The 15,461-nt window shown below is 73.0% G+C and carries 15 protein-coding genes; 13 read left to right on the top strand and 2 right to left on the bottom strand.

Annotated features, from left to right (window positions below; genetic code table 11):
* The 13 genes from ACXVGS_RS10045 to aroB form a co-directional block, all read left to right on the top strand.
* Positions 1–1,063: ABC transporter permease (locus ACXVGS_RS10045; protein WP_458536908.1), on the top strand; the 1,063-nt coding region annotated here is incomplete at its 5' end.
* Positions 1,060–2,169: an ABC transporter ATP-binding protein gene (locus ACXVGS_RS10040; protein WP_458528968.1), complete on the top strand. Its 1,110-nt coding sequence runs from the start codon at positions 1,060–1,062 to the stop codon at positions 2,167–2,169. The genes ACXVGS_RS10045 and ACXVGS_RS10040, both read left to right, overlap by 4 nt.
* 67 nt (positions 2,170–2,236) lie before the next feature.
* Positions 2,237–3,220, top strand: a complete 984-nt coding sequence (locus tag ACXVGS_RS10035) for an ABC transporter ATP-binding protein (protein WP_458528982.1) — start codon at positions 2,237–2,239, stop codon at positions 3,218–3,220.
* 99 nt (positions 3,221–3,319) lie between these two features.
* Positions 3,320–3,703 carry a DUF948 domain-containing protein gene (locus ACXVGS_RS10030; RefSeq protein WP_458532579.1) on the top strand — a complete coding sequence of 128 codons (384 nt, stop codon included), beginning with the start codon at positions 3,320–3,322 and terminating at the stop codon, positions 3,701–3,703.
* 5 nt (positions 3,704–3,708) lie between these two features.
* Entirely contained in the window at positions 3,709–4,002 is a 294-nt protein-coding gene (locus ACXVGS_RS10025) for a DUF6167 family protein (RefSeq protein ID WP_458528969.1), read from the top strand.
* 149 nt (positions 4,003–4,151) lie between these two features.
* Positions 4,152–6,860, top strand: a complete 2,709-nt coding sequence (gene alaS, locus ACXVGS_RS10020; RefSeq protein WP_458532572.1) for an alanine--tRNA ligase — start codon at positions 4,152–4,154, stop codon at positions 6,858–6,860.
* 2 nt (positions 6,861–6,862) lie between these two features.
* A complete protein-coding gene (gene ruvX, locus ACXVGS_RS10015; RefSeq protein WP_458528971.1) occupies positions 6,863–7,360 on the top strand; it encodes a Holliday junction resolvase RuvX in 498 nt (165 codons plus the stop codon).
* Positions 7,357–8,559 (top strand): endolytic transglycosylase MltG, encoded by a 1,203-nt coding sequence (gene mltG / locus ACXVGS_RS10010; protein WP_458532573.1) that lies wholly within the window; start codon positions 7,357–7,359, stop codon positions 8,557–8,559. Before ruvX ends, mltG begins: the two co-directional genes overlap by 4 nt.
* Entirely contained in the window at positions 8,529–9,422 is an 894-nt protein-coding gene (locus tag ACXVGS_RS10005) for a shikimate dehydrogenase (protein WP_458533753.1), read from the top strand. The genes mltG and ACXVGS_RS10005 overlap by 31 nt, the downstream gene beginning before the upstream one ends.
* Positions 9,419–10,120 carry a prepilin peptidase gene (locus tag ACXVGS_RS10000; RefSeq protein WP_458528974.1) on the top strand — a complete coding sequence of 234 codons (702 nt, stop codon included), beginning with the start codon at positions 9,419–9,421 and terminating at the stop codon, positions 10,118–10,120. Before ACXVGS_RS10005 ends, ACXVGS_RS10000 begins: the two co-directional genes overlap by 4 nt.
* A 23-nt stretch (positions 10,121–10,143) precedes the next feature.
* Entirely contained in the window at positions 10,144–11,367 is a 1,224-nt protein-coding gene (gene aroC / locus ACXVGS_RS09995; RefSeq protein WP_458528975.1) for a chorismate synthase, read from the top strand.
* 8 nt (positions 11,368–11,375) lie between these two features.
* Entirely contained in the window at positions 11,376–11,918 is a 543-nt protein-coding gene (locus ACXVGS_RS09990) for a shikimate kinase (protein ID WP_458536909.1), read from the top strand.
* Positions 11,915–13,018, top strand: a complete 1,104-nt coding sequence (gene aroB / locus ACXVGS_RS09985) for a 3-dehydroquinate synthase (protein ID WP_458536907.1) — start codon at positions 11,915–11,917, stop codon at positions 13,016–13,018. Before ACXVGS_RS09990 ends, aroB begins: the two co-directional genes overlap by 4 nt.
* A gap of 36 nt (positions 13,019–13,054) precedes the next feature.
* Here the strand turns inward: aroB and ACXVGS_RS09980 are convergent, their stop codons facing one another.
* A complete protein-coding gene (locus tag ACXVGS_RS09980; protein WP_458532576.1) occupies positions 13,055–14,710 on the bottom strand; it encodes a DUF4012 domain-containing protein in 1,656 nt (551 codons plus the stop codon).
* Positions 14,711–14,844: 134 nt separating this feature from the next.
* Positions 14,845–15,378: a hypothetical protein gene (locus tag ACXVGS_RS09975; protein ID WP_458528978.1), complete on the bottom strand. Its 534-nt coding sequence runs from the start codon at positions 15,376–15,378 to the stop codon at positions 14,845–14,847.
* Positions 15,379–15,461 lie beyond the last annotated feature (83 nt).

Here is a 15,461-nt window from a genome sequence, read left to right as displayed (position 1 = left end):
CCCGGTGGCGGGGCGCGCGCCCGCCCACCGGTCACCGAGCGGCCCACCACTGCGGGAGAGCCCCACCGTGTTCACGTACCTCACCCGGCGCGTCGTCAGCGCGATCTCGGTCGTCATCGCGACCGTCATCGCCTCCTTCGCGCTGTTCTTCATCGCGCCGAGCGATCCCGCATCGGCCATCTGTGGCGACACCCGTTGCTCGCAGCAGCGCTACGAGGACATCAGGAAGAGCCTGAACCTCGACCGTCCGGTCACCGAGCAGTTCACGGACTACGCCGGGGGCATCGTCTTCGGCCGTGACTACACCGACGGCGGCGTGACCCAGCACTGCGAGGCCCCGTGCCTGGGCTACTCGTTCAAGACCGGCCAGCCCGTGCTGCAGCAGATTGAGGCCAGGCTGCCGGTCACCCTCACCGTGGTGCTCGGCGCCTCGGTCATCTTCTTCTGCGTCGGTGTGACGGTGGGGTCCATGGCCGCCCGCCGTCGGGGCACCGCCGGTGACCGCGCCCTGGTCGGCGCGACCCTGGTGATGAGCTCGATCCCGTACTACCTCGTGGCCCTGCTCGTCTTCCTCTACCTCGTCATCCTCTTCCCGGTCCTGCCCCGACCCGGGTACTTCCCGATCGGGGAGGACGGCCCGGTGAAGTGGTTCCTGGGCTTCCTCGCCCCGTGGCTGGTGCTCGGCATCTACAACTCGACCTCGTACACGCGGTACTCGCGTGGCTCCATGGTCGAGGCCCTGTCGGAGGACTACGTCCGCACCGCCCGCAGCAAGGGCATCAGCGAGCGCCGGGTGACCTACGTGCACGGGCTGCGTTCGTCGATCACGCCCGTCGTCACCATCTACGGCCTCGACATCGCCGCGCTGATCGTCGGCTCCCTGTTCACCGAACGCATTTTCGACCTTCCCGGCATCGGGAACCTCGTGCTCCAGAGCTTCGCCAACTCCGACCTGCCGATGATCATGGGCACGGTGATCGTCGGGGCCGTGGTCCTGGTGGTCATGAACCTCCTGGTCGACATCGTCTACTCGTTCCTCGACCCCCGCGTGAGGTTGTCATGAGCCAGACCTCGGCCACCGAGGCCATCTCCTCCGGCCGTCCGCAGACGGTCACCCGCGCCCGCCGGGTCACCAACCCCTCCGGCCAGGAGCCGTTCCTCGTCGTCGACGACCTGCGGGTCGAGTTCCCGACGGCCGACGGCCCGGTCCAGGCGGTCCAGGGCCTGAGCTACCAGCTGCCCATGGGGCGCACCCTCGCCATCGTCGGCGAGTCCGGCTCCGGCAAGTCCGTGTCGAGCATGGCCGTGATGGGCCTGCACGACATGCGGCGCACCCGGATGAGCGGCTCGATCAAGCTCGGCGGCCAGGAGATCGTCGGCATGTCCAGCCAGGGCATGCGCAAGGTCCGTGGCGACCAGGCGTCGATGATCTTCCAGGACCCGCAGTCCTCGCTGCACCCGTACTTCAAGATCGGCTGGCAGATCTCCGAGGCCTACCGCGCCCACCACAAGGTGTCCAAGAAGGTGGCGCGCAACCGGGCCCTGGAGATGCTGGACCGGGTGGGCATCCCCAACCCCCAGCGCCGGATCGACCAGTACCCCTACGAGTTCTCCGGCGGCATGCGCCAGCGCGCGATGATCGCCATGGCTCTGGTCAACGACCCCAAGCTGCTCATCGCCGACGAGCCGACAACCGCCCTCGACGTCACCGTGCAGGCCCAGATCCTGGACCTGCTCAACGACCTCCAGAAGGAGTTCGGCTCGGCGATCATGCTCATCACGCACGACCTCGGGGTCGTCGCGGAGGTCGCCGACGACGTGCTGGTCATGTATGCCGGCCGCGCCGTCGAGTACGGCACCGCCCAGGAGGTGCTGGCCAGCCCGACCCACCCCTACACGTGGGGCCTGCTCGAGTCGATCCCCTCGGTCTCGACCGAGCACGACATGCTGCGCCCGATCCGGGGCAACCCGCCGAGCCTGGTCAACCTGCCCTCCGGCTGCTCCTTCCACCCTCGCTGCCCGTACGTCGACCGGGTGCCCGGCGACCTGTGCCGCACCGAGCTGCCCGAGCTGGTCCGCCGCGACCAGCTGGGCACCGACGCATCCCGCTGCCACCTCGCCGACCCCCGCGCCATCTTCACGGCCGAGGTCGAGCCGGGCCTGGCCTGAGAAGGAGTACCCCGTGAGCAGCACCCCCGCGTCCGGCACGCCCCTGCTGAGCGTCCGCGACCTGAAGATGCACTTCCCGATCAAGAACACCGACGGCCTGTTCGCCAAGCGGCAGATCGTGCAGGCCGTCGACGGTGTCTCCTTCGACCTCGGCAAGGGCCAGACCCTCGGCCTGGTGGGGGAGTCCGGCTGTGGCAAGTCCACCCTCGGCCGGGCGATCACGCGGCTGTACAAGCCGACCGGCGGCCAGGTGCTGTTCGAGGGCACCGACCTCGCCGGCCTGCCCGAGAAGCGGATGCGCCCGTTCCGCCGCGAGCTGCAGATGGTCTTCCAGGACCCCTACAGCTCGCTGAACCCGCGCCAGACCGTCGGTTCGATCATCAGCACCCCGCTGCAGGTCCACGGGCTGGCCAAGGGCAAGGAGATCCAGCGGGTCCAGGAGCTGCTCGAGCGGGTGGGCCTCAACCCCGAGCACCACAACCGTTACCCCAACGAGTTCTCCGGCGGGCAGCGCCAGCGCATCGGCATCGCCCGGGCGCTGGCGGTCGAGCCGCAGGTGATCGTGGCCGACGAGCCGGTCTCGGCCCTCGACGTCTCGATCCAGGCGCAGGTCATGAACCTCATGGAGGAGCTGCGCCGCGACCTCGGCATCGCGTTCGTCTTCATCGCCCACGACCTCGGCGTCGTGCGCCACTTCTGCGACCGGGTCGCCGTGATGTACCTCGGCAAGATGGTCGAGGTCGGCGACCGCGAGCAGGTCTACACCGCGCCGCAGCACCCCTACACGCAGGCGCTGCTGTCGGCCGTGCCCGACCTCGGCGCGGTGCGCGGCGTGCCGCCGCGGGAGCGGATCCGCCTCGCCGGTGACGTGCCCAGCCCGATCAACCCGCCGAGCGGCTGCCGCTTCCGCACCCGCTGCTGGAAGGCCCAGGACATCTGCGCCAGCCAGGAGCCGCCGCTGGAGGCCAAGGCCGACGCGGGCACCGGGCACTCCATCGCCTGCCACTTCCCGGAGGTCAAGGAGAGCCTCGTCGCGGAGGCGAGCGCCTGAGCTCGGGACCGGGCGGTAGGGTTCCCGACAGACAGTGCGGCCGGCCCGTGGACGGCGCCTCGTCGCAACCGTTCCCAGGCGTGAGGTGAGAGTGTGAGCGTGTCCCTCGGCGACGTCGCCGGAATGATCGCGGCCCTGGCGTTCGCCTACGCGGTGATCCGTCTCGGCTCGGTCATCGGCAAGGCCGGCAAGGTGCTCGACGAGGCCAGACTCGGCGTCCGTGGCGTCTCCGAGCAGACCGTGCCGCTGCTGTCGCAGGTGACCGACACGGTGGCCTCGACCAACGAGCAGATCGTGCGGGTGGACACCATCACCGCCAACGTCGCGGCGATGTCCACCAACGTCAACGCGCTCACCTCGCTGTTCGCCGCCACGCTCGGATCGCCGGTGGTCAAGGTCGCCGCGTTCAGCTACGGCGTGCGCTCGGCGATGAAGGGCAACGCCCAGGGCAAGGCGGCCGGCCGGCGCCGCCGGAAGGGGTGATCGGGGTGCGACGACTGTTCTGGGTCGCCCTCGGCGCGACCGTCGGGGTCCTGGCCGTCCGCAAGGTCACCAAGGTCGCCGAGGCCTACACCCCGGCCGGGGTGGCCAGCGGCCTGGCGGGGATCGGCGAGGGCCTCAAGGAGATGGCCGAGGCCGTTCGCGAGGGCATGGCCGAGCGCGAGGAGGAGCTGCGCTTCGCCCTGGGCATCGACACCGCCACCCTGCCCGACGGCCGGGCGATGGACGCCGAGGCGGCCCGCCGCCTGCTCGACGACCCGACCGGGCCGCGCGCCCGCTAGATCCGGGCGCGTCCCGAGCCCCGCACCCTCGCACCTGCACGGCATACCCTGCGAGGATGGGCGACTGGCCGGGACGTCAGCCCCTTGACACGGTCGCGGCGTGCTGTCGCGGCCGTGAACACCAGTGACAACGCAGTGAGGACTTGAGCATGGAAACCGCCGAGATCAGGCGCCGTTGGCTGGACTTCTTCGAGAAGGCGGGCCATGCCGTGGTCCCCAGCGCCCCGCTGCTCTACGACGACCCCAACCTGCTGTTCGTCAACGCCGGCATGGTGCCGTTCAAGCCCTACTTCCTCGGCCAGGAGAGCGCGCCCTGGAAGCGGGCCACCAGCGTGCAGAAGTGCGTGCGCACCCTCGACATCGACGAGGTCGGCAAGACCAGCCGCCACGGCACGTTCTTCCAGATGAACGGCAACTTCTCCTTCGGCGACTACTTCAAGAAGGACGCCATCGCCTTCGCCTGGGAGCTGCTGACCACCAGCCAGGCCGACGGCGGCTACGGCCTGCACCCCGACCGGCTCTGGGCCACCGTCTACCACGACGACGACGAGGCCGCGCAGATGTGGCTGGACCAGACCGACATCCCTGCCGAGCGCATCGTGCGCCGCGGGATGAAGGACAACTACTGGTCCATGGGCGTGCCCGGCCCGTGCGGCCCGTGCAGCGAGATCTTCGTCGACCGCGGCCCGGAGTACGGCCGCGAGGGCGGCCCGGCGGTCGACGAGGACCGTTACATGGAGATCTGGAACCTCGTCTTCATGCAGAACGTGCGCGGCGAGGGCGGCGGCAAGGAGGACTTCCCGATCGTCGGGGAGCTGCCGGCCAAGAGCATCGACACCGGCATGGGCCTGGAGCGCATCGCCTCGGTGCTGCAGGGCGTGGACAACCTCTACGAGATCGACGAGGTCTACCCGGTGCTGGCCCGGGCCGCGGAGATGAGCGGCAAGAAGTACGGCGCGCAGTCCCAGCACGACGCCGCCCACTCCCACCCCGACGACGTGCGCCTGCGGGTCGTGGCCGACCACGTGCGCAGCGCGCTCATGCTCATCGGCGACGGCGTCACGCCCGGCAACGAGGGTCGCGGCTACGTGCTGCGCCGGATGCTGCGCCGCGCGGTCCGCTCGATGCGCCTGCTCGGCGTCGACGAGCCGTCCCTGCCTCAGCTGCTGCCGGTCAGCATGGAGCGGATGAAGCAGTCCTACCCCGAGCTCGAGCGCGACTTCGGCCGGATCAGCCAGGTCGCGTACGCCGAGGAGGAGGCCTTCCGCCGCACGCTCGTCGCGGGGACCACGATCCTGGACACCGCGGTCAGCAAGGCCAAGTCGACCGGCTCGACCCACCTGTCGGGTGACCAGGCGTTCGCGCTGCACGACACCTACGGGTTCCCGATCGACCTGACCCTGGAGATGGCCGCCGAGCACGGCCTCGAGGTCGACGAGACCGGGTTCCGCCGGCTCATGGCCGAGCAGCGGGACCGCGCCAAGGCCGACGCCCGGGCGAAGAAGAGCGCCCACGGCGACACCACGGCCTACCGCGAGGTGGCCGACCTGCTCGGGCGCGAGGTGGAGTTCACCGGCTACGACGAGATCGTCTCCGAGGCCAGGGTCGCCGGCGTCCTGCTCGACGGCGCGACCGTCCCCTCGGCGCGCGCGGGCGAGGAGATCGAGCTGGTGCTCGACCGCACCCCGTTCTACGCCGAGGGCGGTGGCCAGCTCGCCGACGGTGGCCGGATCGAGCTCGCGAACGGCGCGGTCATCGAGGTCCGCGACGTGCAGAAGCCGATCGGCGGGCTCATCGTCCACCGCGCCACCGTGGTCTCGGGCGAGGTCAACGCCGGCGAGGCTGCGCACGCGCTCGTCGACATCGACCGGCGCCGGGCCATCTCCCGTGCGCACACCGCGACGCACATGGTGCACAAGGCGATCCGCGAGGCGCTCGGCGACACCGCGACCCAGGCCGGCTCCGAGAACGCCCCGGGGCGCTTCCGGTTCGACTTCAACGCGCAGTCCGCGGTCCCGGCCTCGGTGCTCACCGACGTCGAGGCCCGCGTCAACGCGCTGCTGGCCGAGGACCTGCCGGTCCACGCCGAGATCATGACCCAGCAGCAGGCGGTCGACTCCGGTGCCATGGCCCTGTTCGGGGAGAAGTACGGCGACCGGGTGCGGGTCATCTCCGTCGGCGACTGGGCCCGCGAGCTCTGCGGTGGAACCCACGCCCAGCGCTCCGGCCAGCTCGGCCTGGTCAAGCTGCTCGGCGAGGCCTCCATCGGCTCCGGCGTCCGGCGCGTCGAGGCCCTCGTCGGCACCGACGCCTACGACTTCCTCGCCCGCGAGCACGCCGTGGTCGGCCAGCTGACCGAGGCGCTGAAGGTGCGCTCGGAGGAGCTGCCCGAGCGGATCAACAGCATCCTCACCCGGCTCAAGGACGCCGAGCGCGAGATCGGCACCATGCGCCAGCAGCAGGTGCTGGCCGCGGCGGCCTCGCTGGCCGCCGGCGCGCGCGACGTCTACGGCGTCTCCTTCGTGGGCCACGACGCCGGTGCCGGGGTCGGTGCCGACGACCTGCGCACCCTCGCGCTCGACCTGCGCAGCCGCCTCGGCAACGAGCGGCCGGCCGTGGTCGCCGTCGCGGGCGTGGCCAAGGACCGGCCGGTCGTCATCGTCGCGACCAACGAGGCGGCCCGGCAGTGGGGCGTCAAGGCCGGCGAGCTGGTCAAGGTCGCCGCGACCACCTTGGGTGGTGGTGGGGGTGGCAAGGACGACGTCGCCCAGGGTGGGGGCACCGACGCGGGGAAGGTGGGCGAGGCGCTGGCCCGCGTCGAGCACACTGTCGGCGAGCGCGTCACCGCGAGCCGGTAAGCGTGCGCGAGGGCATCCGCCTCGGCGTCGACGTCGGGAGCGTGCGTGTCGGGCTGGCGGTGAGCGACCCCACGGGGCTGCTCGCCACCCCCGAGCGCACGCTCGCGCGTGACGTCGAGGGCGGCCGGGACCGCGAGGAGGTCGCGGCCGAGGTCACCGCGCGCGCGGCCCTCGAGGTCGTGGTCGGCCTGCCGCGGTCGCTGTCCGGCCAGGAGGGCCCGGCCGCAGAGACGGCCCGCGCCTGGGCCCGTGAGCTCGCCGCGCTGGTGCGCCCGGTCCCGGTGCGCCTGGTCGACGAACGGCTGACCACGGTGGACGCCCACCGCCGGCTGCGCGACAGTGGTGTCGCCGGCCGCCAGCAGCGCGCCGTGGTCGACCAGGCGGCGGCGGTGCTCATCCTGCAGGCAGCGCTCGACGCCGAGCGCTCGTCCGGTCGGCCGCCCGGGGAGCTGGTCACGCTCCGCAAGCCCCGGGCCAAGGCAAAGGGTCAGACGCGATGAAGGAAGACCACCTGGTCGACTCGATCTTCGGCGACGCCGGGGGCGAGGCCCCGAGCCCACCGATGAGGCGCACCGCACCACCCACCGGGCCGACCCGGGCCCAGCACCGCCAGGCCATCGCCCGGCAGCAGCGCGAGCAGCGCAGGCGGGCCCGGCGGCGGCGCAGCCGGCGCTTCCTCGTCCTCACCCTTTCCGTGGTCCTCGTCGGCGGTGCGGCCTTCGGCGCCACGCAGTACCTGCGCCCGCTGGTCGCGAGCCTGACCGCGAGCAAGGACTGGAGCGGGTCGGGCACCGGCGCGGTGACCATCGAGGTCCACGACGGCGACTCCGGCCGGGCCATCGGTGCCACCCTGGAGAAGGCGGGCGTGGTCAAGACCGCCTCGGCCTTCTCCGACCTCGCCGAGGGCAACCCCCAGGCGGCCTCGATCCAGCCCGGCAGCTACCGGCTCCGGCTGCACATGAGCGCGTCGGCGGCACTCGCCCTGCTGCTGGACCCCAGGAACCGCACGGTGCCCCGGGTGACGTTGCGCGAGGGCCTGTGGAAGAGCGAGGTCTTCGCGACCCTGAGCAAGGCCACCGGGGTCAAGGTCGCCGACTACGAGGCGGCCGCGAAGCAGCCGGAGCTGCTGGGCCTGCCGGCGGCGGCCAGGGGCAACGTCGAGGGCTACCTGTTCCCGGCGACCTACGAGTTCCCGCTCAAGGCCACCGCCGCCGAGCAGCTGCGGATCATGGTGAGCAAGTCGGTGGCCGAGCTGCAGCAGCTCGGGGTCAGCCCGGCGTCGATGGAGCGCACCGTCATCATCGCGAGCATCGTCGAGGCTGAGGGCATGCGTGACGCCGACCGGCCGAAGATCGCCCGGGTCATCGAGAACCGCCTGGCGCGCAAGATGAAGCTGCAGATGGACTCCACGGTCAGCTACGGCGTGCAGCACCGGGCGATCACGACCACCAACGCCGAGCGGGCCGCCAACAACGGCTACAACACCTACCGCGTGGCGGGGCTGCCGGTCGGCCCGATCAGCAACCCCGGCGCGGCCTCGATCCAGGCGGCCGCCCACCCGGCGGCAGGTCCCTGGCTCTACTTCGTCGCAGTCAACCCCCAGACCGGGGAGACGCGCTTCGCGACGGACGCGTCCAGCCACGCGGCCAACGTCAAGCTCTTCCAGCAGTGGTGCAGCGCGCACCCGGGCAAGTGCTGAGCCGGTCCGGACACCTCGCGGCCGTCCTCGGGTCGCCGGTGGTGCACTCGCTCTCGCCCGCCCTGCACAACGCGGCCTACCGTGCGCTGCGGCTGGAGTCCTGGCGCTACTGCGCCCACGAGGTCCGCGAGTCCGCGCTGGTGGACTTCGTCAGCGGCCTCGGGCCGGAATGGGCGGGGCTGTCGCTGACGATGCCGCTCAAGGAGGTGGCCTTCCGGGTCGCCGACGAGGTGTCGCCGCTGGCCCGGGAGGTTGGGGCGGTCAACACCCTGGTGCGCCTGCCCGGTGACGGCTGGGCAGCCCACAACACCGACGTCCACGGCGTCGAGCAGGCCCTGGCCGGGGCGGGGCTCACCACGATCGGGGAGGCCGTGGTCCTGGGCTCCGGGGCCACCGCCCGCTCGGTGCTGGCCGCGCTGGCCCGGCTGGGCGCCCGCCGGGTGACCTTCGCCGTGCGGGACCTGGCCAGGCCCGAGACCCTGGCCCACGCGGAGCAGGCCGGGGTCGAGGCACTGGTCCGCCCTCTGTCCGAGGTCGCCCGCCTGGCCGCGGCGACGCCGCTGGTGGTGAGCACCCTGCCCGGCGGAGCGGGGGAGCGGGTCGCCGACGACCTCGCCGCCGCGGTCCCCCCGGGCAGCTGGCCCGGAACCGCTGCGGGGGGCGGCCCGGTCCTGTTGGATGTGGTCTACGCGGGCTGGCCCACGCCGCTCGCGCGGACGTTCTCGGACAGGGGGTCGGTCGTCGTGTCTGGCTTCGAGATGCTGCTGCACCAGGCGGGCGCGCAGGTCGAGCTGATGACCGGCCTGGAGCCGCCGCTGGAGGTCATGCGCGCGGCCGGCCTGGCCGAGCTGGCCCGGCGATGACCGTCGCCGGCACGGCACCCTGGTGGCTCGTCGCCGTCGTGGCCGTGGCGGGCGCCGCCGTCGGTGAGGTCGCCGCCCGCCGGCTCGCGACCGGCGGCTACCGCCGCGAGGACGAGCAGCACCTGCCCGTGCCGCCGCACCGCTGGTGGGTGCCGGTTCTGCTGGCGCTGGTGTGGGGGAGCCTGGCCTGGCGATTCGGTGCCGTCGGGCACCTGACCGTGCTGCCGGCATACCTGTATCTCGGGGTGCTCGGGGTGCTGCTGGCCGCGATCGACGCCGACGTGCACCGGCTGCCCGACGCGCTGGTGCTGCCCTCCTACCCCGTGGCGCTGGTGCTCCTCGCCGCGGCGTCGTGGGGGACCGGTGACTGGTGGGTGCTGGTGCGCGCCGCGATGGCCGGGGCGGCGCTGTGGCTGGCCTACCTCGTCCTCGCCCTCATCTCACCCGGCGGCCTCGGCTTCGGCGACGTCAAGCTCGCCGGGGTCCTCGGGCTGTTCCTCGGCTGGCTCGGCTGGGGGCCGGTGGTCCTGGCGACCCTGGCCGCGTTCCTGCTCGGCGGCCTCGCCGGCGTGGTGCTGCTGGTCGCGCGCCGGGTGACCCGCCACTCCCACATCGCCTTCGGCCCGGCCATGCTCGCCGGCGCATGGCTCGTCGTGTGCGCGCCGGTCCAGCTCCTGACCGGGTCGCCGACGGGCTGAGCCTGCATGGGAGGATCACCGGCATGCTGCGTTGGTTGACTGCCGGTGAGTCCCACGGCCCTGCCCTCGTCGCGGTCCTGGAGGGGCTGCCGGCAGGGGTGGAGGTGACCACGGGGGACGTCGCGGCAGCCCTGGCCCGACGCCGCCTCGGCTACGGCCGCGGCGCCCGGATGAAGTTCGAGCAGGACGCGGTGGAGTTCCTCGGCGGCCTGCGCCACGGCATCACCCTCGGCTCGCCCATCGCGATCCGGGTCGGCAACTCCGAGTGGCCCAAGTGGCAGACCGTGATGAGCCCGGACCCGGTCGACGCCGAGGCCTATGCCGCGTCGGACGACGTGGGCGCTCCGCAGGAGGTCGGTCGCAACAAGCCGCTGACCCGCCCGCGCCCCGGCCACGCTGACCTGGTCGGCATGCAGAAGTACGGCTTCGACGACGCCCGGCCGGTGCTGGAGCGCGCGTCCGCCCGGGAGACCGCGGCCCGGGTCGCCCTCGGCGCCGTGGCCGCGCGGTTCCTCCAGCAGGCCTACGGCATCCTCCTGGTCGCGCACACGGTGGCCATCGGTGCTGCCGCGGTCGCCGACGACGCAGCGGTGCCGACCCCCGACGACGTGGCCGCGCTCGACGCCAGCCCGGTGCGCAGCCTCGACCTGCCCGGCACGACCGCGATGGTCGCCGAGATCGAGGCCGCCAAGAAGGACGGCGACACCCTCGGCGGCGTCGTGGAGGTCCTCGCCTACGGGCTGCCCCCGGGCCTGGGTTCGCACGTGCACTGGGACCGGCGGCTCGACGCCCAGCTCGCCGGCGCGCTCATGGGCATCCAGGCGATCAAGGGAGTCGAGGTGGGTGACGGGTTCCGCACCGCGGCCCGCCGCGGCTCGGCCGCCCACGACGAGATGGAGCGCGACGACACCGGCGCCATCCGCCGGCGCACCGGCCGGGCCGGCGGCACCGAGGGCGGCATGTCCACCGGCGAGGTCCTGCGCGTGCGCGCGGCGATGAAGCCGATCAGCACCGTCCCGCGCGCCCTCGACACCGTCGACGTGGCCAGCGACGAGCCGGCGAGCGCAATCCACCAGCGCTCCGACGTGTGCGCCGTGCCCGCGGCCGGGGTGGTCGCCGAGGCCATGGTCGCGCTCGTGCTCGCCCAGGCCTGCGTCGAGAAGTTCGGCGGCGACAGCGTCGCCGAGACCGCCCGCAACCACGCCGGCTACCTGGCCTCGATCCCCGAGGGGATGCGCTCGTGGTGACCTCCGGTATGCCGTCCGCCTCCGCTGCGGACGGGGCCGCCACGCGCCCGGTCGCCGTGCTCATCGGCCCGCCCGGGTCCGGCAAGACCGTCGTCGGCCGCGCGCTCGCGGAACTGCTCGGCGTCGCCCTGCGCGACACCGACGAGGCGGTCGAGCAGGCGCAGCAGCGCAGCATCTCCGACATCTTCGTCGAGGACGGCGAGGCACGGTTCCGCGAGCTCGAGCGCCAGGAGGTGGCGGCCTCCCTCGCCAGCCACAGCGGCGTGCTGTCCCTGGGCGGGGGAGCGGTCATGGACCCGGCCCCCGCGGAGGCGCTGGCCGGGCACACGGTGGTGTTCCTCCAGGTCGGCATCGCCGATGCCGCCAAGCGGGTCGGCTTCGACCGCAGCAGGCCGCTGTTGATGATGAACCCGCGCGCGCAGTGGGTGCGGCTCATGGACGCCCGCCGCCCGACCTACGAACGGCTGGCCACCCTGCGCGTCGACACCGCCGGTCGCACGCCGCAGGACATCGCCGCCGAGATCGCCGAAGCCCTGGGGGAGCAGCCGTGACCGAGCCGACCCGGATCAGCGTGGGCGGGGACTACGACGTCGTCATCGGCACCGGCCTGCTGGCTGAGCTGCCCGGCCTGCTCGGTGAGGGCGTGGAGCGGGTGCTGGTCATCCACCCCCGCGCGCTGCGCGCCACCGGTGAAGCCGTGCGCGACGACCTTGCCGCAGAAGGGTTCTCGGCGTTCGTGGCCGAGGTGCCCGACGCCGAGGAGGCCAAGTCCGCCGAGGTGGCGGCGTTCCTCTGGGGCGTGCTGGGGCAGGCCGGCTTCACCCGGTCCGACGCGGTCGTGGCCGTCGGTGGCGGCACGGTCACCGACCTGGCCGGCTTCATCGCGGCCACCTGGCTGCGCGGGGTCAAGGTCGTGCACGTGCCGACGACACTGCTCGGGATGGTCGACGCCGCGGTCGGTGGCAAGACCGGCATCAACACCGCCGAGGGCAAGAACCTCGTCGGGGCGTTCCACCCGCCGGCGGGGGTGCTGTGCGACCTGGCCACCCTGGCCACGCTGCCGAAGCACGACTTCGTGGCCGGCATGGCCGAGGTGGTCAAGTGCGGCTTCATCGCCGACCCCCGCATCCTCGAGCTGGTCGAGGCCGACCCGCAGGCGGCGACCCACGCCGAGGGTGCGCCGGTGCGTGAGCTCATCGAACGGGCGGTGTCGGTCAAGGCCGACGTCGTCGCGCAGGACCTGCGCGAGTCCTCACTGCGGGAGATCCTCAACTACGGGCACACCTTCGGCCACGCCATCGAGCAGGTGGAGCGCTACTCCTGGCGCCACGGCGCGGCGGTCAGCGTGGGCATGGTCTACGTCGCCGAGCTGGCCCGGCTGGCGGGCCGTCTCGACGACGCCGTGGTCGACCGGCACCGCGCGGTGCTGCGCAGCCTCGGGCTGCCGACGGCCTACCGCGGTGACCGCTGGCCGCGCCTGCTCGAGGCGATGAAGCGGGACAAGAAGAGCCGAGGCTCGATGCTGCGGTTCGTCATCCTGGACGACGTGGGCCGGCCGACCCGGCTGGAGGGGCCCGACCCCGCGCTGCTGCAGGCGGCCTACGCCGAGGTCAGCGAGGACACCGCACCCCGGGGCATCTCCCTCGGCTGACCGCGAGTCCCGGGCTCGGTCCATGCAGACCCAAAGTCAGCGTGGCGCCGGCGCGGCAGCGCAGACCGGACCGGCCACGTGGGTGGTCTGCGGCAGGACCAGGGGCTGCACCAGCGTGGTGACCGGACCGGCGGCCGACGCGGGCTCGAGCACGTGGAGCACCAGGGTCCGGGTCTGGCCGGGGCTGATCTCCAGCTCGGAGGTGAACACCGGGCGCCCGGCCTGGGCATCCACGGTGAGCAGCGCCTGCCGGCCGTCGAGCGTGGCGCCGTCGAACCCGGCGCCTCGGGTGGCGTAGTAGCTGACCAGCAGCCGGTTGGTCCCGGGCGGGACGCTGCCCCTGGGCAGGTCCGCGCGCCCGGCGACGTAGTCGGTCAGACCGGAGCGGGGCGCGCCGTTGGTGAGCCGGATCGTCACGGTCGCCGGACGCTGGCCGCCCTGGCAGGAGCCGCTGCGGTAGGTCACGTCCCGGGCGAGGTAGTAGTCGAGCTTGTTGCCACCGCCGTTGTTGATGACCACGGCGGAGAACAGCCCGCTGGTGTCGCTGAGCGTGCCGCCGACCGGCTGCCGCGCCAGGACCTGCTGCTCGGCCGGGCGGGTGCTGTAGAGCATGAGCCGGCGCTGGCCGACAGCCTGGCCGAGCGCGTCGGCGAGCGCGACGGCCCTGGCTGGGCCACGCTGCAGCACGTCGTCGGCGACCGCCTTGGCGACCACGACGAGGAACGCCTTGCGCTGGACCGGGTCGGTGAACCGGGCGTAGGCGTCGCGCTCGGTGAGCGACACGACGTTGGCGGCGTTGAGCACGGTCCCGTCGGCCAGGCGGGTCGGCCCCGTGACGGCGAGCAGCATGGCCAGCGCCGAGGGGTCGGTGGCGATCGCCCCGTCGAGGTGCTGCCCGCTCCGGGCCTGCCAGAACCGCATGAGCAGCTTCGCCGCGTCGGGGAAGTGGGGGCCGGAGGTGGTGTTGCCGAAGAAGCGGTCGGGGGCGGCGCCCTGGAAGTGCTGGGCGTAGCCGGCGCTGAGGCCGCCGAGGCCAACCCGGAGCCCGCCGAAGTCGCTGTCGACACCGAAGTGCTCGAAGGTCAACCGGCCCCGGTCGGCGCGCAGGATCGCGTAGGCGCCGGGCAGGCCACCCAGGCCACGCGCCTCGGTGCTGTTCTCGAACGCGACGAGGTAGCGGCGGGTCCCGTCGGCGCCCATCATCGGCGGCACCAGCGTGACCACGTCGTGGGTGGTGGACAGCTGTGTGCAGAGGTCGCCCACCTGCCCGACCAGCTGGGTCCGGGCGCGGTCGACGGCGCCGATGCCGGTCGTCGCGGGCAGGGCGCGCACCCGGGCGAGGATCTCCTGCGCCTTGGTGTGGGCGCGCGCGAGCGGCTCGCGGGCTGCGGTGATCGGGGCCAGATCGACCCCGCCGAGGCGGTGCAGGTCGCGGGTGAGCAGCTCGTGCTGCACGGCCCGCAGCTCGGGAAGCACCTGGTGCGAGAGGTCCGCGACGGCGCCCGAGGCGCCGGCCACGGTGGTGAACGGCCGGCCCACGATGGGGACGGCGGAGGCCAGCTGCCAGACCGGCCCGGAGGTCAGGGCGCGGGCCGCATCCGCCTCACGCTGGACCTGCCGCAGGCGGGCCTCCACCTCGGTGGCGGGAGCGTCGCGGCGGACCAGGTCCGCGCGCAGCAGACCGACCGCCACCTGCGCATCACGCAGGTGGCGGTCGGTCTGGACAGCGGACCACGCCAGGGCCACTCCGTAGAGGGCCGCGGCCGCGGCAACGGCAAACGCCCCACGGCGCAGGCGTCGCCGACGGCCGGGCAACTCCCCGGAGGTCAGGCGGCGGAGCCGGTGCTCTTGCGGCGCTGCGAGGCGACCACGAGGGCGCCACCGCCGACGAGGAGCACCAGGCCCGCGCCGACCGTCCTGGCCACGTCAGCGCCGGTGAAGGCCAGCGAGCCGGTGCCGGAGGTGGCGGAGGTGCCGGTGCCGGACGTGGTGCCCGCGCCGGCCGAGCTCACGACCGTGAAGGAGGTGCTCTTGGAGACACCCGAGGTGGACCCGGTCAGCGTGAACGTGTGGGTGCCCGGGTCGAGGTTGGCCGGCACCCGGAAGGAGCCGGAGACGACGCCACCGGCGCTCGAGCGCCAGGAGCCCACGACCTGCGGCGTGGACCGGACGACGCCGGTGACGAGCTCCTTGCTGCCGAAGCCCTTGGCCTGGAAGGAGACCTTCTCGCCGGGCGTGACGGTGGTGTCGCTGACGGCCACGGTGCACTGGCTGGCCGGGTAGCCCCCCTGGCAGGTCGCAGCGTCGGCCGCACCCGCGATGGCGACGGAGGCGCCGGTGAGTGCAGCGGAAAGACTCACGGCAGCAAAGGCTGCCTTGAGAGCGCGCATGTGTTTCTCCCCTGTATTCGGAATCCGCGATGGTGATCCATTGCGAAAGATAG

Source organism: Oryzihumus sp. (assembly GCF_054325275.1).
Note: the sequence above shows the minus strand (reverse complement) of the source record. Positions and strands in the feature narration are given on the sequence as shown.